The sequence below is a fragment of the Solwaraspora sp. WMMD1047 genome (genome assembly GCF_029626155.1).
Classification (GTDB): Bacteria; Actinomycetota; Actinomycetes; order Mycobacteriales; family Micromonosporaceae; genus WMMD1047.
The window spans coordinates 7053280-7076504 of the sequence record NZ_JARUBL010000001.1 but is presented as its reverse complement, the minus strand read 5'-3'; the positions used below and the strand labels follow the sequence as shown (position 1 = coordinate 7076504).

General features: G+C 71.0%; 22 protein-coding genes and 1 riboswitch. Of the genes, 17 read left to right on the top strand and 5 right to left on the bottom strand.

From position 1 onward, the window contains the following. The first annotated feature begins 11 nt into the window (after window positions 1-11). Window positions 12-2690 carry an alanine--tRNA ligase gene (gene alaS, locus O7627_RS32350; protein WP_278097227.1) on the top strand — a complete coding sequence of 893 codons (2679 nt, stop codon included), beginning with the start codon at window positions 12-14 and terminating at the stop codon, window positions 2688-2690. Here the strand turns inward: alaS and O7627_RS32345 are convergent. The 3 genes from O7627_RS32345 to O7627_RS32335 form a co-directional block, all read right to left on the bottom strand. Then, window positions 2687-3136 carry a transcriptional repressor gene (locus O7627_RS32345; protein ID WP_278097226.1) on the bottom strand — a complete coding sequence of 150 codons (450 nt, stop codon included), beginning with the start codon at window positions 3134-3136 and terminating at the stop codon, window positions 2687-2689. The genes alaS and O7627_RS32345 overlap by 4 nt on opposite strands. A 138-nt stretch (window positions 3137-3274) precedes the next feature. Then, window positions 3275-3547, bottom strand: coding sequence for a superoxide dismutase (locus tag O7627_RS32340; RefSeq protein WP_278097225.1), 273 nt, complete (start codon window positions 3545-3547; stop codon window positions 3275-3277). Between the two features lie 5 nt (window positions 3548-3552). Beyond that, entirely contained in the window at window positions 3553-4167 is a 615-nt protein-coding gene (locus tag O7627_RS32335; protein WP_278097224.1) for a superoxide dismutase, read from the bottom strand. Window positions 4168-4251: 84 nt separating this feature from the next. Here O7627_RS32335 and O7627_RS32330 point away from each other — a divergent pair, with 84 nt between their 5' ends. Both O7627_RS32330 and O7627_RS32325 read left to right on the top strand, forming a co-directional pair. Then, complete coding sequence (locus O7627_RS32330) at window positions 4252-4701, top strand: transcriptional repressor (RefSeq protein ID WP_278098517.1); 450 nt, start codon at window positions 4252-4254, stop codon at window positions 4699-4701. Then, window positions 4668-5231, top strand: a complete 564-nt coding sequence (locus O7627_RS32325; RefSeq protein ID WP_278097223.1) for a GNAT family N-acetyltransferase — start codon at window positions 4668-4670, stop codon at window positions 5229-5231. The genes O7627_RS32330 and O7627_RS32325 overlap by 34 nt, the downstream gene beginning before the upstream one ends. Before the next feature lie 210 nt (window positions 5232-5441). Here the strand turns inward: O7627_RS32325 and O7627_RS32320 are convergent, their stop codons facing one another. After that, window positions 5442-5882, bottom strand: coding sequence for a Fur family transcriptional regulator (locus O7627_RS32320; RefSeq protein ID WP_278097222.1), 441 nt, complete (start codon window positions 5880-5882; stop codon window positions 5442-5444). Between the two features lie 190 nt (window positions 5883-6072). Between O7627_RS32320 and O7627_RS32315 the strand changes: the two genes are divergently transcribed. The 5 genes from O7627_RS32315 to O7627_RS32295 are packed head-to-tail and all read left to right on the top strand — an operon-like array spanning window position 6073 to window position 12452. Then, a complete protein-coding gene (locus O7627_RS32315; RefSeq protein WP_278097221.1) occupies window positions 6073-7113 on the top strand; it encodes an ABC transporter substrate-binding protein in 1041 nt (346 codons plus the stop codon). A gap of 23 nt (window positions 7114-7136) precedes the next feature. Beyond that, window positions 7137-8222 carry an iron ABC transporter permease gene (locus O7627_RS32310; protein WP_278097220.1) on the top strand — a complete coding sequence of 362 codons (1086 nt, stop codon included), beginning with the start codon at window positions 7137-7139 and terminating at the stop codon, window positions 8220-8222. Further along, window positions 8219-8986: an ABC transporter ATP-binding protein gene (locus O7627_RS32305; protein WP_278097219.1), complete on the top strand. Its 768-nt coding sequence runs from the start codon at window positions 8219-8221 to the stop codon at window positions 8984-8986. Before O7627_RS32310 ends, O7627_RS32305 begins: the two co-directional genes overlap by 4 nt. Beyond that, complete coding sequence (locus tag O7627_RS32300; protein WP_278097218.1) at window positions 8983-10731, top strand: ABC transporter ATP-binding protein; 1749 nt, start codon at window positions 8983-8985, stop codon at window positions 10729-10731. The genes O7627_RS32305 and O7627_RS32300 overlap by 4 nt, the downstream gene beginning before the upstream one ends. Before the next feature lie 20 nt (window positions 10732-10751). Continuing rightward, on the top strand, window positions 10752-12452 hold the full coding sequence (locus O7627_RS32295; protein ID WP_278097217.1) for an ABC transporter ATP-binding protein: 1701 nt from the start codon (window positions 10752-10754) through the stop codon (window positions 12450-12452). A 9-nt stretch (window positions 12453-12461) separates the two neighbouring features. On the opposite strand, the gene O7627_RS32290 is transcribed toward O7627_RS32295, so the two are convergent. Continuing rightward, window positions 12462-13634: a hypothetical protein gene (locus O7627_RS32290; protein WP_278097216.1), complete on the bottom strand. Its 1173-nt coding sequence runs from the start codon at window positions 13632-13634 to the stop codon at window positions 12462-12464. 195 nt (window positions 13635-13829) lie between these two features. Here O7627_RS32290 and O7627_RS32285 point away from each other — a divergent pair, with 195 nt between their 5' ends. The 9 genes from O7627_RS32285 to O7627_RS32245 all read left to right on the top strand — a co-directional run bounded on the left by O7627_RS32285 (window position 13830) and on the right by O7627_RS32245 (window position 23209). Next, window positions 13830-13973 carry a hypothetical protein gene (locus tag O7627_RS32285; RefSeq protein ID WP_278097215.1) on the top strand — a complete coding sequence of 48 codons (144 nt, stop codon included), beginning with the start codon at window positions 13830-13832 and terminating at the stop codon, window positions 13971-13973. 82 nt (window positions 13974-14055) lie between these two features. After that, window positions 14056-14844, top strand: a complete 789-nt coding sequence (locus O7627_RS32280; RefSeq protein WP_278097214.1) for a hypothetical protein — start codon at window positions 14056-14058, stop codon at window positions 14842-14844. After that, window positions 14841-16433, top strand: a complete 1593-nt coding sequence (locus tag O7627_RS32275; RefSeq protein ID WP_278097213.1) for a CocE/NonD family hydrolase — start codon at window positions 14841-14843, stop codon at window positions 16431-16433. The genes O7627_RS32280 and O7627_RS32275 overlap by 4 nt, the downstream gene beginning before the upstream one ends. Then, window positions 16430-17797: a YcaO-like family protein gene (locus O7627_RS32270; RefSeq protein ID WP_278097212.1), complete on the top strand. Its 1368-nt coding sequence runs from the start codon at window positions 16430-16432 to the stop codon at window positions 17795-17797. The genes O7627_RS32275 and O7627_RS32270 overlap by 4 nt, the downstream gene beginning before the upstream one ends. Further along, window positions 17737-19113 (top strand): YcaO-like family protein, encoded by a 1377-nt coding sequence (locus tag O7627_RS32265; RefSeq protein WP_278097211.1) that lies wholly within the window; start codon window positions 17737-17739, stop codon window positions 19111-19113. Before O7627_RS32270 ends, O7627_RS32265 begins: the two co-directional genes overlap by 61 nt. A gap of 46 nt (window positions 19114-19159) precedes the next feature. After that, a riboswitch (cobalamin riboswitch) is annotated at window positions 19160-19355 on the top strand. 87 nt (window positions 19356-19442) lie between these two features. Beyond that, entirely contained in the window at window positions 19443-20498 is a 1056-nt protein-coding gene (locus O7627_RS32260; protein WP_278097210.1) for an iron ABC transporter permease, read from the top strand. Further along, window positions 20495-21277, top strand: a complete 783-nt coding sequence (locus O7627_RS32255; protein WP_278097209.1) for an ABC transporter ATP-binding protein — start codon at window positions 20495-20497, stop codon at window positions 21275-21277. Before O7627_RS32260 ends, O7627_RS32255 begins: the two co-directional genes overlap by 4 nt. Further along, window positions 21267-22175: an ABC transporter substrate-binding protein gene (locus O7627_RS32250; protein ID WP_278097208.1), complete on the top strand. Its 909-nt coding sequence runs from the start codon at window positions 21267-21269 to the stop codon at window positions 22173-22175. Before O7627_RS32255 ends, O7627_RS32250 begins: the two co-directional genes overlap by 11 nt. Next, entirely contained in the window at window positions 22172-23209 is a 1038-nt protein-coding gene (locus tag O7627_RS32245; protein WP_278097207.1) for an ABC transporter substrate-binding protein, read from the top strand. Before O7627_RS32250 ends, O7627_RS32245 begins: the two co-directional genes overlap by 4 nt. Window positions 23210-23225: the final 16 nt, after the last annotated feature.

The following is a 23225-nucleotide window of genomic DNA, read 5'->3' as shown; positions in this document are numbered from 1 at the left end:
AGCCTGGCCGGGTGCGAACGGCGGAGATCAAGCGACGGTTCCTGGCCCACTTCGAGCAGCGGGGGCACACCGTGGTGCCCAGTGCCCCGCTGCCGGCGGTCCATGATCCGAACCTGCTGTTCATCAACGCCGGCATGGTGCAGTTCGTGCCGTTCTTTCTCGGACAACGCGTCCCGGCGTACCGGCGCGCGGTCAGCGTGCAGAAGTGCCTGCGTACCCCGGACATCGACGAGGTCGGTAAGACCAGCCGGCACGGCACGTTCTTCCAGATGAACGGCAACTTCTCGTTCGGTGACTACTTCAAGGCCGACGCGATCCTCTTCGCATGGGAGCTGTCCACGACGCCGGTCGAGCGGGGCGGCCTCGGGCTGGACCCGGAGCGGATCTGGGCAACCGTCTACCTCGACGACGACGAGGCGATCGACATCTGGCGCCGGACCGGCCTGCCGGCCGGGCGGATCGTGCGTCGCGGCAAGCGGGACAACTTCTGGTCGATGGGCATCCCGGGCCCGGCCGGTCCCTGCTCCGAGCTGTACTACGACCGTGGCCCGGACTACGGCCGCGACGGCGGTCCAGAGGTCGACGAGGACCGCTACCTGGAGTTCTGGAACCTGGTCTTCATGCAGTACGAGATCACCGACGTGTCGAGCAAGGATGACTTCACGATCGTCGGTGACCTACCGGCCCGCAACATCGACACCGGCATGGGGCTGGAACGCATCGCCTCGATCCTGCAGGGCGTCGACAATCTCTACGAGATCGACGAGGTCCGTCCGATCCTCAACCGGGCAGCGGAGCTGACCGGTCGGTCCTACGGTGCGCGCTCCGGTCACGCGGCCAACCGGTCACACCCCGACGATGTACGCCTACGGGTCGTCGCCGACCACGTCCGCACCGCCCTGATGGTCATCGCCGATGGTGTCGCCCCCGCGAACGAGGGTCGGGGCTACGTGCTGCGCCGCATCCTGCGCCGGGCCGTACGCGCGATGCGGCTGCTCGGCCACGACGGCCCGGCGCTGCCGCACCTGCTCCCGGTAGCCCGCGACTGCATGGCCCCCTCCTACCCCGAGGTCGCCGCCGATTTCGGCCGGATCGCCGACCAGGCGTACGCCGAGGAGGACGCCTTCCGTGCCACCCTCAAGGCCGGCACCACGATCCTCGACACCGCCATCACCGCGGCCCGGCGGGCCGGCGGCAGGCGGCTCTCCGGCGATCAGGCGTTCCAGCTCCACGACACGTACGGCTTCCCGATCGACCTCACCCTGGAGGTCGCCGCCGAACACGGATTGACCGTCGACCAGGACGGCTTCCGCGCCCTCATGACCGACCAACGCGCCCGCGCCAAAGCCGACGCCCGCGCCCGCAAGACCGGCCACGCCGACCTGTCAGCTTATCGGGACCTGCTCGCCGCCCACGGCCCCACCGACTGGCTCGCCTACCACAGCCTGGACACCGACTCACGCGTGCTCGCCCTGCTCGGCCCGGACGGACAGCCCACCCCGGCGGCGAACGCCGGTGACATCGTCACGGCACTGCTCGACCGGACCCCGTTCTACGCCGAGTCCGGCGGCCAGGCCCCCGACGCCGGCACCATCATCTCAGCCGGCGCACGGGCCGAGGTCATCGACGTGCAGCGCCCGATCACCGGACTGATCGCGCACCGGCTGCGGGTCCTTGACGGCACCATCGCCGTCGACGACCGGGTGCACGCCGCCGTCGATTCCGACTGGCGGATCGGCGCCCGCCAGGCCCACTCCGGCACCCACGTCGCGCACGCCGCACTGCGCCAGGTCCTCGGCCCCACCGCCCTGCAATCCGGCTCCTACAACCGGCCCGGATACCTGCGCCTGGACTTCACCTGGCGCGGCGCCCTCTCCCCCGTGACGCGGAGCGAGGTCGAGGAGGTCGCCAACCAGGCTATCCGCGCCGACCTGCCGGTCACCGCCACCCGGATGCCCCTGGCAGCCGCCCGCCAGGCCGGGGCACTCGCCCTGTTCGGCGAGACCTACGACGACACTGTCCGCGTCGTGGAGATCGGCGGGGACTTCTCCCGCGAACTGTGCGGCGGCACCCATGTCGACCGCTCCGCCCAGATCTCCGCCCTGGCCATCACCGGCGAATCCTCCGTCGGCACCGGCCAACGTCGGCTCGAAGCCGTCACCGGTATCGAAGCGTTCCGCTACCTCGCCCGGGAACGCGACCTCGTCACCCGCCTCGCCGATCAGCTCAAGTCCCCGCGTGAGGAACTGCCCGACAAGGTGCACGCCCTCATTGGACGCGCCAAGTCAGCCGAACGCCGCGCCGAACGCCTGCAGAAACTCCTGCTGCAGACCGAGGCTGCCCGCCTGGTCAGCACCGCCGTGGACGTCACCGGCTTCGCCTACGCCGGCACCGTCACCACCGACGGCGCCGACCCCCGGCAACTCGCCGAAACGATCCGCGACCGGTTCCCGAGCGACCGTCCAGGGATCGCCGTGGTCGCGAGCCCGGCCGACAACGGCAGCCGGCTGGTGATCGCCGCGAACACCGCGGCGACCGCACGCGGCGCCAACGCCGCCGCATTGATCAGAGCGGCCCCCGGCGGTCGCGGCGGCGGGTCGCCGACGCTCGCCCAGGGCACCTGGGCAGGCAGCAACCCAGCCATGGTGCTACCGGCGATCGGCACCCTCCTCGCCGACCTGACCAACTAACCTGACGGCCGCCGGCTCCGGCAGCCCGCACAACGGCCAAACAGCGCCAACCCGGCCGGCCCCAGATCGAGGTCGCTGGAACGTTGCGCCGCCGCCACCGCCGAACCGAGATCGTCGGCCGGTAGTTCAACATGCGCACCGCACTCCTCGCAGATGGCGTGCACGTGCGGACTGTCATTCAGTCCGTACTGAGCCTCGCCCGGCCAGGGCAGCACATGCGCGACGCCCTGCTCCAGTAGGAAGGCCACGGTCCGGTGCACCGTCGACACATTGATCTCCGGGCGGGTGGCGGCGATCTGTTGGTGAATCGCCGCGACCGACAGATGTCCCGATGCCCGCGCCAGAACCTCGACAACCAACACCCGCGCCTGGGTACGCCGCGCACCCACCCCGGCGAGAAGTCGCCAGGCCAGCTCTGTCCGGCTACCGCCGCTGGTCCTGTTCATCGCCATCAACGTAACCGACCCCGAGGACAACGACTGCTGCCAGCGGTACAGCGATCGAGCCAGGATTGTGGCGCAACCACCTGGGCGGATCGAGGCTGTCCGGCCCCGATCCGCCCAGGCGTGCAGTTGCGTGGGCAGCTATGACCGTTCGCCGGCCGCCGGTGGATTGTGCCCGGCGGTGGCGAGATGCAGGGACAGCTCACGGACCAGGTCGTCCATGGATTGCCCAGTCTGAGCGCGGAGCAGCCCGAGCGTGAGGTCGGCGAGGAGATAGAACCCGAGGGTCTTGGCCTGTTCACTGGGAAACGCGGCCAGCAGCGCCTCGGCGCCGGCGAGGTCTCCACGGTGTCGGGCCCCGATCACGCCAGCAGCCCGCTGTACGGCTTCCGCGGTGGTTTGGGGGTGGGTCACCGCACTCAGATCTTGGGTTGGCTGGCTCGGGCGGCGTCGAACCGGCTCGTGACGTCGGTCCAGTTGACCAGGTTCCAGAGTCGGTCGACGTAGTCCGGGCGGACGTTGCGGTACTGCAGGTAGTAGGCGTGCTCCCAGGCGTCGAAGACCAGGACCGGAGTGGAGCCCTGCCCGACGTTGCCGTGGTGGTCGTAGACCTGTTCGACGATCAACCGGCGGCTCAGCGGCTCCCAGGCCAGCACGCCCCAGCCCGAGCCCTGCACGCCCTTGGTGGCGGCGGAGAGCTGTCCGGAGAACCCCTCGAACGAGCCGAAATGCTCGTCGATCGCGGCGGCCAGTTCGCCCTCGGGGCGGTCGCCGCCGTCCGGTGAGAGGTTGTTCCAGAAGATCGAGTGCAGGACGTGGCCGGAGAGGTTGAACGCGAAGGTCTTCTCCAGCCCGACCAGGGTGCCGTAGTCGCCCTTGTCGCGTGCCTCAGCCAACCGGTCCAGGGCGTCGTTGCTGCCCTTGACGTACGCGGCGTGGTGCTTGCTGTGGTGCAACTCCAGGATCTCGCCCGACATCGCGGGTTCGAGAGCGCCGTAGTCGTAGGGCATATCGGGAAGCGTGTAGACGGCCATCCGAAGATTCCTCTCCAGTTCTGCAGAATGGTTGCTTCTGCCAGGCTATGGCAATAGAGGCGATCGGAGGATGGCTTGGCCGAGGTGACGAGGAACGCCGACGACCGCGTCGCGGCGGCACTCACGATGCTGCGCGGACGCGGCCACCGACGCACCGTAGGGCGTCAGGCCGTGCTAGAGGCGTTGGTCAACGCGACTCACCTCAGTGCCGCCCAGGTCCGTGACCGTCTTGCCGCGCAGGGCCTGCGGGTCGATCTGTCGACGGTGCACCGCACCCTCGGCGTGCTGGTACGAGCGGAATTGGTGCACGTGGTCCCGATGCGCGGCAGGCTCAGCTACGGCATGGCGGATCACCCCCACCACCACGCGGTCTGTGGATCCTGCGGGACGACCCGTCAGTTACCGACGGAACTGGTGGCCGCCGTACTGCGGCGGGTGAACACCAACGACTTCAGCGTCGGCCCGGACGGCCGCGACGGTGGCGTCGTCGTCTACGGCAGATGCGGCGGCTGCCAACCGGGGGCAGCACGGTGATCACCATCCGACCAGCCACCGGAGCGGCTCTGCTCGCGCAGACCGCCCCGCTCCAGCGGATCTACCACGAGTCCTTCTCCGGGCCACCCTGGTCGGAGTCGGCGGACAAGCTGGCCGCCTTCCCCACCCACCTTCGTGACCAACTGAGCCATCCCGGCGCGGGCGGGTGCCTCGCGTTCGACGGCGCCGACCTGGTGGGCGCGACGTACGGCTGGACGGCACCGGCCAGGCTGCCCCGGGGAACGGAGTTCGAGGTAGCCGTCGCCGACGCCGCACCGCCGGAAGCGATACCACGGATGGTTGCCCCGTCGACCGTGGTCGCCGAATTGATGGTCACCGGCACACACCGGCGACGCGGGGTCGCCAGGCGGCTACTCGAGACCTATCTGGCGGGCAAGCCGGCCGCATGGTTGGTGACACATCGCGACGGTGACGCCCCGGCGTTCTACCGCAGGACAGGCTGGCGGGAGGAATCGGCGTTCCGGTCAGTTGGCAACCCCCTGCTGCTGTTCACCTGGAGCGGGCACTGAGTCGACAAACCTGTCCAACCCGGGTTGTTGAGGCTTGCGCGACTCACTGACGGATCCGCGTCAGCTGGTCCGCTCGGCGATCGCCTGGCCGAGCGGGGTCGAGCCCGCCAGCGCGGCGCCGATCGAGGAGGCGCGGAGCAGGTCGTCGAACGGGTGGTCGATCGGGTTGGCTGGTTCGTGCTCACGGGTGTCGGTCGTGGATGCGGGGGATTACGCGGCCCGTGTGGTGCAGTCGGCGCAGGTCCCGGACAGTGCGACGTGGTGGGCCTCGAGATGGAAGCCGAGTTCTTGGTCGAGCCGGCGGGCGACCGCGTCGAGCAGCGGTCCTGGCAAGTCGTAGACGGTGCCGCAGGAGCGGCATTGTGCGTGCAGATGCGGGCCGGTGTGGCTGATGAGGTGGTAGGCGGTGGAGCCGTGGCCGAGGTGGACGTGCTGGACGAAGCCGAGGCCGGTGAGTGTCTCAAGGGCGCGGTAGACGCTGGACCGGTGTACGTGGGCGGCTGCCGCAGCGACCTGCTCGGCACTCATGTGGCCGGGTTCGTGGAGCAGGACCTCGACGACGGCGCGGCGTGAGGCGGTCATCCGGTCGCCGTTGTTCCGTAGCGCGGCCGCCACCTTGGCCACGACGTCGTTCCCCGTCCCGGCAGTCATCTTGTTCCTTGCCATCTGCTCATCGTGACTGATGATCGTGAGATCAGCCGTACTGAGCCGCGATGGCGGCTGCATCGAGGAGCCTGAGATCACGGCGGATCGTCGGACTCCGGCATACTGAGACGCCATCGCAATAGCGAAGCCGGAGGAACCTGTGGCGATCATGATAGGCAACAGCTGGCGTGTACCGTTGACGGCCGCGGTTGCGGTCGCGGCGATGACCGTGGCGGCCTGTGGCGAACCGGCCAGGGCACCCGAGTCGCAGCCGTCAGCCGGTGCGGGTTTCCCGGTGACGGTGCAGGAGTGCGGTGGTAAGAGCGTCACGGTGCAGAAGCGACCCGAACGGGTGGTGCCGTTGAGCGCAACGATGCTGGAGCATCTGTTCTGGCTGGGTGTGCAGGGCTCCGTGGCCGGGTCCGGGGAGTCGGTGCGTCCTGGGACGTTCCCCCAGCAGTTTCAGGCCGACGGTGAGAAGGTGAAGAGCCTGACCGGCCCGTATGTTCCGGGCAGTTATGACCCCGTGAGCCGGGAGGTGCTGCTCGCTGAGCGCCCCGATCTGGTGATCAGCGACTTCGCGTCGACGTTCAACACGGCCGGTGCGGCGACCCAGGCTGATCTGGCGGCCCGGAGTGTGCCGTCTTACCTGGCCTTTTCCACCGACTGCGCGTCGGAGGGTGCCGCCCAGACGAATCTGGATCTGGTCTACCGGGATCTGGAGAACGTCGGTCGGTTGACCGGGGCGCAGCCACGGGCGGCGGAGCTGGTCGCCGGGATGCGTTCGAAGGTGGACGCCGTGCGGTCCACGGTCGCGTCGGCGGCGCCGCCCACGGTGTGGGTGTTCACCGTCGAGGAGGCCGTCGACGGCCAGCCGGGTTCGGCGCTGGGTAACCGGCACACGGTGAACGCGGTGATCGAGCTCGCCGGTGGCCGTAACGTGTTCGGCGACGTCGCCGAGAGTTTCGCGACGACGACGTGGGAGGAGATCGCCAAGCGCAAGCCGGACGTGATCCTGCTGCTCAGCTACGGATATGGCGGTGAGCCGGAGCGGCAGAAGGCCTACGCGGCAGGTAAGAAGGCCCTCGCGGAGAACCCGGCGACCCGCAACCTCGCCGCTGTGGTCGAGGGCCGCTACGCGACCATGGACTACTGGCTGGTGGCCGCCGGGAGCGTCCGTAACGCCGACGGGGTGACCGAACTGGCCCGGCAGCTGCATCCGGACCTGTTCCGGTAGAGCCATCCCGGACAGCTGCTCTCATGGCGAAGGCGATTCCCTCGCCCTCCACCCTGGGCAAGAACCCGGCTCGCGAAGACGCCGGCGTGCTGCGCGGGACGGTGTCCTGCGCGGTCCTTGCCGTCGCGCTGGTGCTCGCGTGTCTGATGTCGGTGGGGTCCGGGCAGGTTCCGGTTCCGGTCGGCACCGTCGCGGACGTGCTGCTGCATCGGCTTACCGGCTGGGGCGAGATCACCTGGGACGTCACCGCGGAGGACATCGTCGTCAACCTCCGCCTGCCGCGGGTGCTCCTGGCAGTGATCGTGGGGGCTGGGCTGGCCATCGCCGGCACTCTCGTGCAGGCGATCGCGCGTAACCCGTTGGCGGATCCGTATCTGTTGGGCGTGTCGCAGGGCGCCTCGGTGGGTGCGGTCGCGGTGATCGTCCTGGGTACTGCCGGGTTCGGGGTGACCTCGACGTCGATGGCGGCGGTGCTGGGCGCGGCCGTATCGTTCGCGCTGGTGGCGGCGCTGGGTCGCGCGGCGGGTGCGGACAGTGTGATGCGGTTGCTGCTGGCCGGTGTGGCGGTCGGGTACGGGCTGCAGGCGGTGGTGAACTTCCTGCTGTTGATGGCCGACAATCCTGGTGAGACGAGTTCGGCGCTGTTCTGGCTGGTCGGGTCGCTGGGGGCGGCGCAGTGGCCGATGCTCGCGCTGCCGGCTGTGGTGACCGTGGCAGTCGGCGGGCTCGCGTTGGCCGCGGGCCGCCAGTTGGACGCGCTGCTGCTCGGCGACGAGACTGCGACCAGCCTCGGCATCCGGCCGCAGGTGCTGCGGGCCGTGCTGGCGACGCTGGCCGCGATCCTGACGGGAGCGCTCGTGGCCGTTTCCGGCGCGATCGGTTTCGTGGGCCTGGTGGTTCCGCATGCGGTGCGGCTGGTCCTCGGTGCCGGGCACCGGCGGGTGCTGCCAGCTGCGGCGTTGTCAGGTGCGTTGTTCCTCGTCGTCGCGGACCTTCTGGCCCGTACCGTGCTGGCGCCCCGGGAGATGCCGATCGGGGTGGTCACCGGTGTGGTCGGCGCTCCGGTGCTGGCCTTCCTGCTGGTGCGGCGGCGTCGGGTGGCCGGGTGAGCGCGCTGCCGCTGCGGGTCACCGACCTGACGGTGCGGCTGGACGGGCGGACGGTGGTGACCGGCGCGACGGTGCTGTGCGACGCGGGTGAGGTGGTCGCGGTGGTCGGCCCGAACGGAAGCGGCAAAACGTCGCTGCTGCGGGCGGTCTACCGGGCGCTACGCCCGGCAGCCGGTGCGGTGCACGTCGGTGACGACGATGTGTGGCGTACGGGCGCGCGGGCGATGGCCCGAGTGTTGACCGCGTTGCCTCAGGAACGGCCCTCCGACGTCGATCTGACTGTCGCCGAGGTCGTCGGGTTGGGCAGGTTGCCGCATCACGGCAGCCGCGAGGAGCATCGGGCGGCGGTCGCTGCGGCGATGACCTCGGCGGAGGTGGCTCATCTGGCGGGCCGGCGGTTCTCCCACCTGTCGGGCGGCGAACGTCAGCGGGTGCTGCTGGCCAGGGTGCTCGCGCAGCGTACCGGCGTGCTGGTCCTGGACGAGCCGACCAATCATCTGGACGTCGCGCATCAGCTGCAGACACTGCGGCTGGTGCGGGACCGGCGGATGACGACGCTCGCCGCTCTGCACGATCTGAACCTCGCCGCCGCATACGCCGACCGGATCGTATTGCTGGAGCGCGGAAGTGTCGTCGCCGCCGGACCGGCCGAGCAGGTCCTGCAGCCGGAACTGGTCCGCCGGGTGTTCGGGGTGTCGTCGCAGCTGACCCGGCATCCGGTCACCGGGCGGGCGCACCTGTTCGTGTGGGATGACGAGCCGTGAGCGGTGACGCGGTCGTGCCGCTGTGGCGTGGGGTGCGGCTGATGCTGGGTTTCGCCCGGCCAGGACGGTACCGGTTGGCTGCCGCGGTGGCGCTGACTGCGGCGGCGACGGCGGGGGAGGTGGCTGTCTACGTCGTGCTCGCACACGTCGGCGCACTGCTGCTCGCCGGACAAGCCACGGTCACGCAGGTGCTCACCTTGACGGCGGTGGCGCTGGCGGTGTCGGTGGTCCGGTCGGGGCTGTGGGCGTGGGGGCTGGCGGTCAGCCATGATGTCGCATTCGACGTGTTGTCGGTGCGGTTGCGTGGGCGGCTGGTGGAGCGTCTGCATCAGGTTCCGCTCGGCCGGGTCACCGGCCCGCGTGCCGGCGTGATGCGGGCTCTGCTGACGGACGACGTGGAAGAGCTTGAGGTTTTCGTCGCCCACGGCGTGCCGGAGATGGTGTCGGCTGCGGTGGTGTGGCTGGCGGTGACCGGATGGCTGTTCAGCGTGGACCCGATGCTCGCGGGAGTCGCGGTGGCGGTGGTGGTGCTGGCGTTCGCCGCCTTGACCCGCGCCTTGCGGGACAGCGACGTTATGCAGGCACGTACCCATGCCGCGTGGTCGGCGTTCAGCGGAGGGCTGCTGGAGGTGATTCGCGGTCTGCCGGTGCTGCACCTGCTGCCGGGAGCCGCTGGGCACGGCCCGGTGCGCCGGGCCTGCGACTGCGCGGACGCGTACGCCGCCCGGGAGAGTGACTGGGCGCAGGCTTTCCGGCCGGCCGGGACGGCGTTCGCCGTGCTGCTGGCCGCACCTCTGGCGGTGCTGCTGCCGGCCGGGCTGTGGCGGCTTGACACCGGCGCGATCACGCCGACCGATCTGATCGTGGTCCTCGTCGTGGGCGGTGGATACAGTGCGCCCCTGCTGCGCTTCTATCACCATGCGATGCGGCTGGCGTTGCTCACCAGCGCAGCCAACGGGCTGCAGGAACTGCTCGACACGCCGGCGTTGCCGGCGGTTGGCATCGCCCCGGCCGTCACGGTCGGCCGGGGCCGGTTGGAGTTCCGTGACGTCACGTTCGCCTATCCCGGCGTGGACCGGCCCGCCGTCGCGGACCTGTCGCTGACGTGTGAACCGGGGACGATGACGGCGCTGGTCGGGGCGTCCGGGGCGGGCAAGACGACCCTGGTGCGGCTGGCCGGACGATTCTTCGATCCGCAGACCGGAGCGGTGCTCATCGACGGCGTCGACGTCCGCCAACTCCCGGCTGCACGACTGCGGCAGCTCGTCACCTTCGTCTTTCAGGACGTCTTCCTGTTCGACGACACGGTGGCCGCGAATCTGCGGGTCGGGCGGCCGAACGCCACGGCGGGGCAGATGTGGGAGGCGTTGCGGGCAGCACGTCTGGATGATGTCGTCGAAGCGTTGCCCGCAGGGCTGCAGACACCGCTGGGGGAACGCGGCGGCCGGCTCTCCGCCGGTGAGCGGCAGCGCCTGGCGATCGCCCGCGCGATCTTGCACGATGCCCCTATCGTCGTCCTGGACGAGGCCACCGCACACGTAGACCCGGACAACGCGACCTTGGTACAGGACGCGCTGAGCAGTCTCGTCGCCGGGCGCACCCTGCTGGTCGTCGCCCATCGTCTGCGCACGGTTGCCGAGGCCGACACCATCGCGGTCCTCGACAGTGGCCGGCTGGTCGAGACCGGCCGGCATGCCGATCTGCTGGCGGCCCGGGGCCGCTACGCCAGTTGGTGGCGGTCATGACCGGGCCGAGGCTGCTCAGGGTGGCTCGCGAGGCGCTCAGCCTGGCCGGCCCCGTACGGGGCCGCATCATCGGCGGGATGGCGCTGCGAGCTGTGGAAGGGGCACTGGCGTGCGGGCCGGCGATCCTCGCGGTCGCGGCTATCACCGACCTGGCCGCCGCGCCGTTGAGCATGTCGATGCTGGCCGGGTACGCGGCGGGATGCCTGACCCTGATCGCCGCGCAGTCCACCGTCGCACTGGTCGCGGCGCGGTTGACCTGGACAGCCGGCTACACCAGTGGGGCGTGGCTGCGTTGCACCGGTACGCGCAGGCTCGTCGGGCCTTGGCCGGGACAGCGTGGCCTGCTCAGCGGCGACGATGTCGTCACCGTCCTGGGCAGCGACACCCGGGTGGTGGAGAACTATCTCGGCTGGTCGCTGCCGGAGATCGCCCGGCTGGCGGCCACACCGGTCGTCGCGTTCGTGGCGCTGGTGGTCGTCGCGCCGCCGGTGGCCGCTGTGGTCGCGGTCGTCCTCGCCGTGGGGTGGCCGGTCTACCGGTGGGCGCAGGCCCGGTATGCCCGGTTCGCCACCGATCACCGCGACAGCCGGGCCGAGCTGGACCGGGCGGTCATCGAGCACGTCGACGGGATCGAGGTGATCCGCGCGTTCGGCCTGGTCGAGCAGCGCGGCAACACTCTGGCCCGGGCGGTCTCCGACTACCGAGACATCAATACCCGCATCCTGCGCCGGGTCGTCCCCGCCTACTCCGCGTTCACCCTGCTCATCGACCTGCTCGTGGTGGCCGCGCTGGCAGGCGCGGCGCTCGCCGCCGCAGCTGGCGGCGCCGGAGCCGGGGCGCAACTCGGCGGGGCGCTGATACTCGCGCTGCGTGTCGCCCAGCCGCTCGGCGAACTGGCGGGACGGCTGGACAGCCTGCCCCGCACGGCCGCGTCCGTCGCCCGGGTCCGGCGCTGGCACGACCAGCAGACCGCCGAACAGGCGGTGGATACCGCCCATGCCGTCGGCTTGGTGCTCGATGCCGCGGTTCTGGCCTACGACGACTCGCGCACAGCCGCCGTCGACGGCGTGACGCTGAAATGCCCGCCGGGCACGCTCACCGTGGTCGTCGGCCCCTCCGGAGCGGGCAAGACGTCGCTTCTACACCTCGCAGCACGCATCTGGCCGCCGACCAGCGGAGGCGTGCACACGCCGGAGATGATCGCGTTGATGCCGCAGCGGCCATCGCTGTTCTCCGGGACCGTCGCCGACAACATCCGCGCCGGGCGGCCCGGCGCGGACGCCGAACTGGTCGAGGCCGCCGCCCGCGCCGCTGCCCTGCACCACGCCGTCATCGCGATGCCCGACGGTTACGACGCCGAGGTGGGAGAACTGGGCAACCGGCTCTCCGGCGGCGAACGCCAGCGGCTGGCGCTGGCCCGAGCACTGCTCACCGACGCCCCGCTGCTGTTGCTCGACGAGCCGGTCTCGGCCCTGGACACCGGCCATGAACAGCAGGTGATCGAGACCCTGACCCAGTTGCGGGACCGGGGCACCGCAGTCGTTGTCGTCACGCATCGCCTCGCGATCGCACCGGCAGCGGACCAGGTCGTGGTTATGGAAGACGGCAGAATCACCGATTCCGGCACGCACGCACGCGTGCTGGTAGTCAGCGCGACGTACCGCGCCTTGTGGGAAGCCCATGAGCGCGCCGGCCATTGGCGGCTGTCGACCCTTGACTGAGTTCGTTGCTCAACCCCCGGGCGCCAGCAGCGCCCGTCTCCCGACGACCACGACAGCGGTGGCGAAAGCCGCGGACAGCGCTGCGGCCCGCAGCACGGCGACGGCGCCGTACTGTTCGACAAGCCAGCCGGAGCACAGCGTGGCCGCCGACGAGCCCAGCACGGCCGCCGCGGTCAGCCACGCGAACGACTCGGTGCGCCGTGCCGGGTCGGCCACACCGCTCAGCACGGTCTGCGCCACGATCCCGGCCGGGGCGATGCACAGCCCGGACAGCACCAGAGCCGCTGCGATGCCCGGCCACGAACCGGGCAGCGAGACCGTAGCGGTACCCACCGCCCCCGCGCCGAGCAGCGCGGTCAGTTGCCACCGGGGGGAACCGGGCCAGTCACGAGCCGCCCAGCCGACAGCGCCGGCGACACTCGCGCCCGCCCACACCGCGAGCAGGACTCCACCGGCCCACGCTGAGCCGTTTTCGTCGGCGGTGGCCAGGACGCCGACCTCCACGCAGGCGAACCCGGCGAACAACAGCGCCTGGACGACGACCAGGATCCGCAGGCCGGGCACGGCCAGCGCCGACCACCGGCCACCCGCGGGAGCGGTGATCGCCGGGGCCTGACGTACCGCGGTGGTGGCGGCCAGCCAGCAGGTGCCGGCGGCAGTCATCGCCGCACCGGCCAGTACCGCCACCGGCGGCCCGCCGAGCAACCCGACGCCGGCGACGAGCAGCGGCCCAGCGATGAACACGGTCTCACCGACGACAGACTCCACAGCCAGCGCGGTTCGCAGAGCGCTGTCCTCGGCGCCGAACCGGCGCGACCAGTGTGCGCGCACGACGGCGGCAACCGGCGGCTGAAGCAGGCCGGCGAGCGCCGCCAAACCCACCAGGGCGGCCACTGCGCCGCCGCCGGGCCGCCCTGGTGGCGACCGGTGGACCACCGCCACCAGGGCGGCCAGCGACACGGCGTGCATCACGGCCAGAACCATGAGCACGGCAACGGGACCGCGCCGGTCGGCCAGCCGTCCGGCGATCGGCGCCCCGACCCCGGTCGCCGCCGAGTAACCCGCCGTCGCCGCACCGGCGATCGCGAACGAGCCGCTGCTGGCGCTGAGCATCAGCAGCAGAGCGACGGAATACATTCCGACCGGCAGCCGCGCGACGAACGCCGGAACCATCACCGGCATGACCTGCGCCACTACACGCCACCGGCCTGCCGCAGACCTCGACGCCACCGGCTCGGCCCCCAATTGCCGCTTCTCCCATCAGTATTGACGAATGGATGACGCCCTCATAGCGTTCTACCCGTTGTGACGACACAGTCGCAACAAGGTACCCGATCCGGAGGGCAGAGGCTCTCCGGCCGAGAACCGGAGGCGCAGATGCGCGACACCACGTTCGAGCCGGCCGAGACCGACGAGATCACGTTCGAGGCGGTGGAGGACCAGGAGGTCATCCCGGCCCTGCACAAGCACAACTCCCTCCTGCACACTCCGTTCACCTGGACGGAGACCGCGGACGCCTGATCCGGCGAACGTGACAGCACACTTCTCGGAGGTGGGGGCCCGTGCCGGGTCTCCACCTCCCGCTGCGACCCCGGTCTGGCGCGTGGCGCGAGGCCGTGAACTCTACTGTGGCCCGGACGGCATCTGGCGCGGCGCCGCCCCCGGCGACCGGTTCACCCGGTTACGCGGATACGCCGCGTTCGACCAGCTCGTACCGCTGCTGCGCGCCGGCATCCACACCCGCGGGCAACTGCTGGACCTGCTCCCTGATGCCGGGCCGGTGCTGGAGGCCCTGCTCAAGGCCGGCATGGCCGAGACATCCGCGAACGACAGGCCGGTGACCGGCAGCGTGCACCTCGACGGTGACGGCCCGCCGGCCGACACCATCGCCCGGATTCTCGGTGACCATCGCGGCATCGAGGTTCGCAGGACCACGGTGGACGAGGCGGCCGTGGCCGCCGCTGACGTGGTCGTGTCCATCGCCGCCCGGCTGCCGGACAGCCGCTGGCTGCTGCTGGACAACTGGTGCGCCCGGCACGGCACCGCCCGCCACCTGGTCCTGGTGGAGGGTGACCGTTTCGTCGTCGGCCCGTTCGGTGTTCCCGGCCAGTCGGCCGGCTACCGTGATCTGCGTGGGCGGCGGCTGGCCGCCGGCGCAGCCGACGAGCTACGGGCGCTGTGGGCCCACCTGGAACGTGACGAAACGCAGCGGGACGCCTGGTGGCCGCCGGACGCGGCGATAGCGGCAGGCTATGCCGCCCGCGACGTGCTGGCACACCTACGCGGCGAGAGCGCGCCGGGGCGTCTGCACCAGGTCGAATGCCGGCCGGTGGACCCGGTGTCGGTGGCACATCCGGTGCTGCCCCTGCCGCCGACAGCGGAGATCGCATGAGGCGGCGGGTACTCGGCGGCGTCCACATGCCGTCAGCCGACCGCGCGGGCCGGTTGACCGGCGACATCTACCTGCCCGACGGCTCCGGTCCGCCCGGTGGTGGCGAGGACACCGCCGGGCCGGTGCTGCTCGTCCGTACGGCCTACGGCCGGTCCCGGATGACCGACGAGGCGCTGGCCTGGAGCAGCCGGGGTGTCACGGTTGTCGTGCAGGACGTACGCGGCCGCTATGACAGCGATGGTGACTGGCAGCCGTACCGGCACGAGACCGCCGACGGCGCGGCAGCCGTCGAGTGGGTGCGTGACCAGCCGTGGGCCGCCGGACGGCCGCTGGTCGCCTACGGCGCCTCCTATTCGGCTTTCTGCGCCTGGGCGGTCGCGGTGGCCCGGCCCGCGCAGGTGGACGCCGTGATCAGCGTCGCGCCGAGCCTGGGACTGCGGTCGGCGAAGTTCGAACCCGCCGGCATCCTGCGGCTTGCCGAACACGCCGGCTGGTGGTTCCTGCACGGCGAGGGCCGGACCAGCCGGGTGCAGCTCACCGAGCGCATGCTGGCACAGGAGAAGGACCTGCTGCGGCACCTCCCGGTCGCCGAGATCGGAGACCTCGCCTGGCCGGGCACCCGCCGATGGCGTGAGGTGCTGCACCACGACGACGCCGCCGTACGCGCCGGGGAACTCACCGACGCCGACCTGGCCGCGTTGAGCGTGCCGGTGTTGCACGTCGGCGGCCTGTACGACCTGTTCCTGCCGGAGACCGTACGGCTGTGGCAGCTGGCCGGCTCGGCGGTGGCCCACCGGCCGCACCGCACGATGCTGCTCGGCCCATGGGATCACGGCTTCGGGCTTTCCGGGGCGACCCGCATCGGTGCACGAGAGCACGGCCCCCGGGCGCGCCGTCTGCTCGGTCCGCTGCTGGCCGGCTGGTTGCTCGCCACCGACCGGGCGGATCGGGTCACCTACTTCCTGCCCGGCGCCGGCCGATGGTACGAGGGCTCCGCCTGGCCACCGGGCCCCACCACGGCGACGATCTGGTACGCCACCGACGGTGGCGCTCTCACCCGCGAGCCCGGCCGACCGGCCGGTGCGGTCACGTTCCTCGACGACCCCGCCGATCCGTTCCCGTCTCGAGAACCCGGCGCCGACCGCCGGGACCTGTTGGGTCGTGCCGACGCCGTGTGCTTCGAGACCGGACCTCTGACCGAGGCGGTGACGCTGACCGGGGATCCGATTGCGGTGCTGCACACCGGCACCGACGCCGAGGACACCGACTGGGTGGTCCGGCTGCTGGAGAGACAGACCGACGGCACCGTGGTGTCGCTGGCCCAGGGCAGCGCCCGGCACCGGCCCGCCACCGATGGCAGCCTCGAGGTGATCCTCACGCCGATCGTGGCCAGGGTGGCGGCCGGCTCGTCCTTGGTCCTGCAGGTCAGCAGCAGCGACTTCCCCGACCTGGCTCGCAGCCTCAACCGGGCCGGGGACCGCACCACGGGTACCGGCTGGTCGCTCGCCCACCAACAGGTTAACCACGGCGGTGACCGTGCGACGCGTGTGACGCTGCCGGTCCTCGACGACAGCGGGGCAGCCTCATGACCGGACCGGAGTCGTTACTGGTCAACGCCCGTACCGGGCTGATTCGCAAGATCACCGCGGACAAGCCCTGGCCGGGGTTTCCGCTGTCCTACACCGCAGCGACCGCGGAGGTCGCCGGGACCGCGGCGTTCGCGGCCTGGCGAGCAGACCCGACCGGGCACGGCTCAGCGTTCGACGACCCGCGAGCCGCCCGGGCGGCCGCGCTGGGCGAAGCGGTCGAACGCTACTGCGGCAACGCCCCACCCGTCGGGACGCGTGTGGCCACGTACGCGCAGCTGCGAGCCGACGGTGTGCCGGCTCTCGACCCGCAGACGGTGCCGCTCTACTCGGCCGCGCAGTACGCGGCGCCGGGATTCCCGTTCACGCCGATGACCCGCGATCTCCCGATGAGATGGATCCCGGCCCACCCGCTCGATGCGACCGCCGGTGCGAATCCGGTACTGGTGCCGGCTTCGCTGGTCTCGCTCAACCCGGGCCACGACGGCCTGCCGGCCACCAATCTGCAGATGTACGCGGGCATCGCCACCTCGACCACGGCGGCTGACGCCTGCGAGCGGGCGATGCTGGAACTGGTCGAACGTGACGCGTTGACGGTGTGGTGGCTCAGCGGTGCTCCCGCCACCGCTCTGGACGGAGTGGACAGCCAGGTCGAGACTCTTCTCGCCGCAGCAGATCCGGGCGCGGTGCTGACCGCGACGGTGCTGGCGGTGCCGACCCGGCTCGGCCTGCCGGTGGTGGCGGCGCTGGTGGAGAACACCCGTGACGGCATCTGCGCGCTGGGCACCGCCTGCCGCACCGACACATCCGCGGCGGTGCGCAAGGCGTTACTGGAGGCCCTCGACGGGCTCGCCGTCGCGGCCGAGCTCCTCGACCCGCAATCACCACTGTGGAAGGCGGTGGCCGACGGCGCGGCGTACGCCCACCCGTACCGGCCGTTCCGCGCTGACCGCGCGTACGCACTCGACTACCGGAGCGGTCAGCGCGACCTGCATGATCTTGCCTGCCACACCCAGTACTACCTGGACCCAGCGGTGCAGGATCGGCTCCTTCCTCGCCTGAGACAGCCACACGACCGAGTGCACGCCGCCGAACTCGACGATCGCCTCCGCGCCAGCGACGGCCCGTCGGCGGCGATCCGAGCCGCCGGGCTGCAACCGTGGTGGGTGGACCTGACCACCGACGACGTCCGGGCCACCGGACTGCACGTCGCACGAGTCGTCGTGCCCGGCCTGGCCGCCTACGCACCTGCCGCGTTCCCGCTGCTCGGCGTCGCGCGGCTGTACGACGAACCGGCCCGCCTCGGGTGGGCGCCCGCACCGCTGCGCGAGGAGAACCTGGTACTCGACCCCCTTCCGTACTCGTGACTTCGGGAAGCCCGCTCGTCGACCCCCGCACCGGAGTGGTCAGCCGCATCGAGCCCTATCCTCGTCACCCCCGCCTGCCGCAGGCCCTGCACCTGGTCCGATCGGTCATCAGTGACACGACGGCGTTCAGCGGGTGGCGCAGCGACCCGTCCGGCATGGGCGCGGCGCTGTGGGATCCGGGCGCCGCCACCGGCGCAGCGCTCGGTGAAGCCGTCGAACGTTACTGCGGCAACCTGGTCCCGCCGGGGTTGCGTGTCGCGTCGTGGCGCACGCTGACCGACTGCGGTGAGCAGGCCATCGACCCGGCAGGGCTGCCGCTGTACGCGACCGGCCAGTACACCGCCGCCGGGTTTCCGTTCGTGCCGTTCACCCACGATCTGCCCGCCGAGTGGGTCTGCGGCCATCGGCTGCCCGACGGCGGACCGGTCTGGGTTCCGGCCGCACTGGTGTGGACGAGCTACCTGTTCCGGGACCTGCCCGCCACCGTCGCCACGGCGTACGCCGGCATCGGGGCAGGAACCTCGACCGACGCCGCCGTGGCCAGCGCGCTGGCCGAAGCCATCGAACGGGACGCGATGACCCTGACCTGGATGACCAGCCGCACCGGGACGCGTCTGCCGATGCCGGACCGGCTGGCGGGCCTGGCCGCCGGCGCCGATGGAAAGCTGCGGACAAGGCTCTGCCGCTTCCCCTCCGATCTCGGGATGCCGGTCCTCGGAGCACTGGTGCACGACACCGCCGACGGATACGTCACCCTCGGCACCGCCTGCCACCCCGACAGCGACACCGCCGCCGGCAAAGCCTTGGCCGAGGCGCTGCACATCCAGATGGTGATGCGCGATCTCGACGATCCCCACGGTGCCTTCGCCGCCGTGGCCGCAACCCCCGGCAGCCCACTGAAACCCTGGCGCGCCGACCGCGCCTACCTCGACGACTATCGCAGCGACTGGCACGACGCCACCGACCCCGGCTGCCACATGCAGGCATACCTCGATCCGCGGCTGGCACACGCGCTGATCGAAGTCGTGGACGGATGGCCGGCCGAACCGGCACCGATCAGCCCCGGTCAGCCCGCCGCCACGGCAACCCTTCGTGCCCGGCTGCTCGTCGACACCGTACGCGCGAAGGGTTTCGACGTCGTCGCCGTCAACGTGACCACACCCGATGTTCGTGCGGCCGGGCTGCGGGTCGTGCGGGTGGTCGTCCCCGGCCTTTACAGCAATGCTGCGGCCGCGTTCCCGCTTCTCGGCGGTGCTCGGCTCGGGCAGGCTCTCGCAGACGCCGGCGCGCTGCGGCTCACGCCGCTGCCGCACTGATCCCACGGCGACGGGACGCAGCAGGTCGGCAGGTGCGTGGCATGCGTGGCATGTGTTACCTTCCGGTCGTCCGAACCAAGTCGCGGTAGTGGGAAGCCGGTGCGAATCCGGCACTGCCCTCGCAGCTGTGACCGGGGAAGTGTGTACCCGTACAGGACGCCACTGGGCTTTGCGGCCCGGGAAGGCGGGGTGCCCGCGACGATCCGGGAGTCAGAAGACCGACCACGACTTGCTGTGCAACGGCTCTACGAGGTGTGGAGAAACCGTGGTCGATGTCATGCCTCCCCGGAGGCACCCGCAACAACGCCTGATGGCTGGTGGGCGCGGGCGTGCCCGCCCGTAGGCTGCCGTCCATCGCCGTCATCGGTGTTCTGCTCGTCGTCACCACCGCCTGCCTGACCGCGGCGGTCAGCCTCGGGCCGGTCCAGGTCAAGGCAACCACGGTGTGGGGGGTCACCTGGAATCACACCGGCGGGCTGCTGCTGGACCCGGTCGCGGTGACCTGGCCACGCGGCGACGAGCAGATCGTATGGCTGGTACGCCTGCCGAGGGCGGCGCTGGCCGCCGCCGTCGGCGCCGGGCTCGCCGCGGTGGGCGCGGTCATGCAGACACTGCTGCGCAACCCGCTGGCCGACCCTTACCTGCTGGGCGTCTCCTCCGGCGCCTCGGTGGGGGCCGCCGCCGTGGCGCTGCTCGGCGTGCTGTCCAGTTGGGGTGTGTATGCCCTGCCGGCCGGCGCGTTCCTGGGCGCGCTGCTGTCGGTGCTGCTCGTCGTCACGCTCGGCCGCGGCGGTGGGAGGACCGGACCCGTGCGGATGGTGCTCGCCGGTGTCGTGGTGTCGTACGTGCTGTCGGCAGCGACAAGCTACCTGGTGATCACCTCCCCCGACGACGAGGCGGTTCGCGGTGTGCTGTTCTGGCTGCTCGGTACCGTCGCCGGCGCCCGCTGGGACATCGTGGCCCTGACCATCGCCGTCGTACTCGCCGGTGGGGTCGTGCTGCAGGCTCGGGGGCGAGCACTCAATGCGCTCACCGGCGGCGAGGAGTCCGCCGCCACCCTCGGCGTGGACACCACCCGGGAACGCTCCCTGCTGTTGGTCGTCGGCTCCCTGATCACCGGGGTAGCCGTCGCCGGGGCCGGGGCCGTCGGGTTCGTCGGGCTGATGGCCCCGCACGCGGTACGGCTCGTCCTGGGGCGCAGCGACCATCGAATCGTGCTGCCCGTGGCGATGCTGGCAGGCGCATCGTTCCTGGTGCTGGCCGATCTCGCCGCCCGGACCGTGGCAGCTCCCCGGGAGCTCCCGCTCGGCGTGCTGACGGCGTTGTGCGGCGGCCCGTTCTTCTTCTGGTTGCTGCGCCGCAGGGTCGCGGACGGCGCCGGATGATCCTCGAATTCGACACCGTCACTGTGCACCTCGGCGGCCGTGACCTCGTCCACGAGGTGTCACTCACCGTCCGGCGCGGCGCCCTGGCCGGCGTCCTCGGCCCGAACGGCGCCGGGAAGACCACTCTGCTGCGCACCGGTTACCGCGCGCTGCGGCCGTATCCGGGTGACGTCCGGCTGGACGACGAGAGCGTGCCGGGCATGCGCCCCAAGACGCTGGCCCGGCGACTCGCCGTCGTGTTGCAGGAACGCGACCACGCCTTGGAGATGAGCGTCGACGACGTTGTCGCCCTCGGCCTCACCCCGCACAAGCGGGCCTTCGAATCCGACACCGCCGACGATCATGCCTGGATGGCCGCCTGCCTGCAGCGCGTCCATGCCGCCCATCTGACCGGGCGGGCCTTCACCACGCTGTCCGGCGGTGAACGGCAGCGGGTCCTGATCGCCCGCGCACTGGCACAGCGGGCCGAGCTGCTGGTGCTCGACGAACCGACCAACCACCTCGACGTCGCCGCCCAGCACGACGTGCTGCGGCTGCTGCGTGGTCTCGGCCTGACCGTCCTGGCCGCCGTACACGACCTCAACCTCGCGCTCACCTACTGCGACACCGTGCACGTGCTGCACGACGGCCGGCTCGTCGCGGACGGCCCACCGGAGCGGGTGCTACGCCCCGACCTGATCGAGGAGATCTTCGGCGTCCGTGCCGCCACCGTCGTCAACCCGCTGACCGGAGGAACCCAGATCGTGTACGCCCCCATCGGAGACCGCGATGACCGGTGACCCCCTGACCTACCGGCCCGGCCTCGTCGGCGACGACCGCCGCCCGGCACGACGGGTCGTGACCGTCGACAGCGGCCCGCTCTCCCTGCTCGACACCCTCGGCACACTTGATCGGGTGGTGGCCGCCAACGACACCGACGGCGGCTGGTCACAGCTTCCCGCCGACGCACGGGCGCGGATACCGCTGCTGCCACGCCGTTTCCCAACGCTCGCCGACCTCACCGCGTACGCGCCTGATCTCGTGGTGGCCGGCGACAACGAAGCGTTCGGCGACGACGCCCTCGGCCCCCGCGGCGCCCTCGCCGCGCACGGCATACGCACCTTCCTGCTCACCGAAGCCGCCCTGGAGGATGCACCTGTCGTCACGCCGGCCACGATCCAGGCGACCGTCGACGACCTTCTCGCCCTCGGCGGCATCCTCGGCACGGGCGACCGCGCAGCCACGGTGGCCACCGCCTGGCAAAAGCGCATCGACGCGGTGGCCGGACGGGCACGCCCGCTACGCGTCTTCGTCCTCGACATGCCCCGCGACGGCGACGTGCTCACCGCCGGAGGCGCCGCTGTCCTCAACGATCTGCTGCACCGCGCCGGCGGAACCCTGATCACCGCCGACCGACCCTTCACCTACGGCTGGGAACCGTGGAGCCGGCTCGCCGTCACGGCACCACCGGACGTGCTGCTCGTCAGCGACTACGGACCCGTTGATGTCGTCCGCAAACTCGAGCTGCTGCACGCCCGGCCGGAACTTGCCGCCTGGCGGACAACCGCACTGCCTACCGTCGTCCTGCCATTACGCGACACCGTCGAGAGTGCCGCCAACATCGACGCACTCGAACATCTGGCCACGGCCTTTACCGCCCTGCCCGAAATCCTCGACCGATCGGAACCGACACGATGATCAACCCCCGCCGCAGCACCGCGGCCGTCCTTGTGAGCCTTCTCGCGCTTGCCGGCTGCACCAGCACCTCCGATTCGGCCGCCACCGGCGCCTCCGCTGCCGCGCCGACCTCCACCGGCCCGGTGACCGTGACCTCGTGCCAGCGCACCATCGCTCTCGACGCCCCGCCGCAGCGCATCTTCGCGGTCTTCCATCCTGCGATCGAGCTGGCACACGCCCTCGGCGCCGGCGACCGCCTGGTCGGCACCGCGTTCCTGGACAACCAGATTCTGCCCGAGTATGCCGCCGCGCAGGCCACAGTGCCCTACAACGACGACTACCCGAGCAAGGAACGGCTCTACTCGCTGACACCGGACTTCGTGCTCAGCGCGTTCAACGACGCTTTCACTCCCGACGTACTCGGCAGCCAGAACGACCTCGCGGCGCAGAACATCAACAGCTACGTCTTCGGCGAATGGTGCCCAGCCGCCGAACCCGGCGAAGGCAAGCCGCTGCAACTCAAGAAAGCCACATTCGAGACCACCTACACCGACATCACCCAGGTCGGCGTACTGCTCGGCGCGCCCGACCGCGCAGCCGACATCATTGCTCGCATGAAAGCGGTCGTCGACGACACCCGCACCCGGGTTCGCGGTGCCGACACCTCCGTCACCGTCGCGGTCGGCACCCTGCGCGACGACGGCACCATCAGCGTGCAGGGTGGTAGCGGCATCACACAGGAAATCATCGAGATCGCCGGCGGCACCAACGCCTATGCCGACATCGCAACCCGGCAGGCCAGCGTCTCCGTGGAGGACTTCGTCCGCCGCGATCCCGACGTGATCGTCCTGGCCCCCTGTTGCGGCAAGGACATGACCGTCGCCGACGGTCAGAAGGAGGTCGACAAATACACCGCCGCGCCCGCCCTCGCCGACGTGACCGCCGTCCGCGACAAGCGATTCATCGTCGTACCGTTCCCCGGCCTGTTCAGCGGCATCCGCAACGCCGACACCGCCGCACAGATCGCCAGGGCCCTGCACCCGGACCGCTTCTGACGACCCGGGCGCAGCA

Excerpts from the sequence above, each read along its gene's own strand:
- O7627_RS32250 (WP_278097208.1), top strand. The coding sequence starts at position 21,267 with ATGACCGGTGACCCCCTGACCTACCGGCCCGGCCTCGTCGGCGACGAC.
- O7627_RS32335 (WP_278097224.1), bottom strand. The coding sequence starts at position 4,167 with ATGGCCGTCTACACGCTTCCCGATATGCCCTACGACTACGGCGCTCTC.
- O7627_RS32255 (WP_278097209.1), top strand. The coding sequence starts at position 20,495 with ATGATCCTCGAATTCGACACCGTCACTGTGCACCTCGGCGGCCGTGAC.
- O7627_RS32285 (WP_278097215.1), top strand. The coding sequence starts at position 13,830 with ATGCGCGACACCACGTTCGAGCCGGCCGAGACCGACGAGATCACGTTC.
- O7627_RS32275 (WP_278097213.1), top strand. The coding sequence starts at position 14,841 with ATGAGGCGGCGGGTACTCGGCGGCGTCCACATGCCGTCAGCCGACCGC.
- O7627_RS32320 (WP_278097222.1), bottom strand. The coding sequence starts at position 5,882 with ATGACTGCCGGGACGGGGAACGACGTCGTGGCCAAGGTGGCGGCCGCG.
- O7627_RS32245 (WP_278097207.1), top strand. The coding sequence starts at position 22,172 with ATGATCAACCCCCGCCGCAGCACCGCGGCCGTCCTTGTGAGCCTTCTC.
- O7627_RS32325 (WP_278097223.1), top strand. The coding sequence starts at position 4,668 with ATGCGGCGGCTGCCAACCGGGGGCAGCACGGTGATCACCATCCGACCA.
- O7627_RS32345 (WP_278097226.1), bottom strand. The coding sequence starts at position 3,136 with ATGAACAGGACCAGCGGCGGTAGCCGGACAGAGCTGGCCTGGCGACTT.
- O7627_RS32290 (WP_278097216.1), bottom strand. The coding sequence starts at position 13,634 with ATGCCGGTGATGGTTCCGGCGTTCGTCGCGCGGCTGCCGGTCGGAATG.
- O7627_RS32310 (WP_278097220.1), top strand. The coding sequence starts at position 7,137 with ATGGCGAAGGCGATTCCCTCGCCCTCCACCCTGGGCAAGAACCCGGCT.
- O7627_RS32270 (WP_278097212.1), top strand. The coding sequence starts at position 16,430 with ATGACCGGACCGGAGTCGTTACTGGTCAACGCCCGTACCGGGCTGATT.